Origin of the sequence: Ferrovibrio sp. (assembly GCF_002796975.1) — a bacterium.
In the GTDB taxonomy this organism is placed as follows: domain Bacteria; phylum Pseudomonadota; class Alphaproteobacteria; order Ferrovibrionales; family Ferrovibrionaceae; genus Ferrovibrio.
The window spans coordinates 284-1267 of the sequence record NZ_PEKV01000037.1 but is presented as its reverse complement, the minus strand read 5'-3'; the positions used below and the strand labels follow the sequence as shown (position 1 = coordinate 1267).

Annotated in this window: 1 protein-coding gene; it reads right to left on the bottom strand. The window is 64.4% G+C overall.

All coding sequences use genetic code 11. The annotated features are described in order from the left end of the window. Positions 1 to 3: 3 nt before the first annotated feature. Positions 4 to 984: IS110 family transposase (locus tag CTR53_RS21110; protein WP_290818464.1), on the bottom strand; the 981-nt coding region annotated here is incomplete at its 5' end.

Genomic DNA, 984 nt, shown 5'->3' with positions numbered 1-984 from the left:
GAGTCAAGCGGCGATTTGGGGTCGTTTCGTGTTCGGGGCGATGTGTTCGATGCCGGGGTTGAGGAGGAAGTAGACCTCGCGGGCGAGGTATCGCTTCAAGCAGCGGATGATCTCCATCTTGGAGTGGCCCTCGGCGGTCTTCTTCGCGACGTAGGCCTTCGTTCGTGGATCGAGCCGGAGCCGGCTAATAACGGTCAGGTGGAGGGCGCGGTTAGCTTGTCTGTCTCCGCCGCGGTTGAGGCGGTGGCGCTGTGTCATTCCGGATGAGGCGGGCAGAGGCGAGACGCCGCAGAGCATCGCGAACGCGGCTTCGGATCTCATCCGGTCAGGGTTGTCTCCGGCGGTGACGAGTAGTTGCCCGGCGACTTCGATGCCGATCCCGACTCGTTCGAGCAGCTGCGGAGCGAGGGCTTCGACGATGGGGTTGATCAGGTCATCGAGGTCAGCGATCTCATCGGTGACCTCGAGGTATCGCCTGCCGAACGACTTCAACGCGACCCGGTAGGCGACTACGGGGTCAGTCGTGTTGGAGATGTCGGGGCGCCAGGCGGCGAGGTGGCCGATCAGCTGCATGCGGGTGAGGTCTCGGACCTGATCGCGGACTTCGTCTGGCGCTGCAACGATCGACATCCGTAGTAGCTGCAGTGCATTGCGTCGTTCGCGGACCGCCTGGGCGCGTGCGACCCGCAGGATCCTGAGCGCTTCGACAGCACCGTCCCTGGACTTCGGGATCGTGGTGCGTCGTTCGTGGAGTGCGGCGCGCGCAGCGTTGATGGCGTCGAGGTCATCATCCTTGCCCTTTCGGCGCCTATCCGATCTGTCGGGTCGGTCGACTTCGAGGATGACGACATCGTGCTTGGCAAGGTGCCTGGTCAGGCCAGCACCGTAAGAGCCGGTACCCTCGATCCCGATCCGGATCAGGTCGCCGTGCCCGCGCACCCATGCCAGCAACGCCCGGTATCCCGCGCGCGTCGTGGAGAAGCT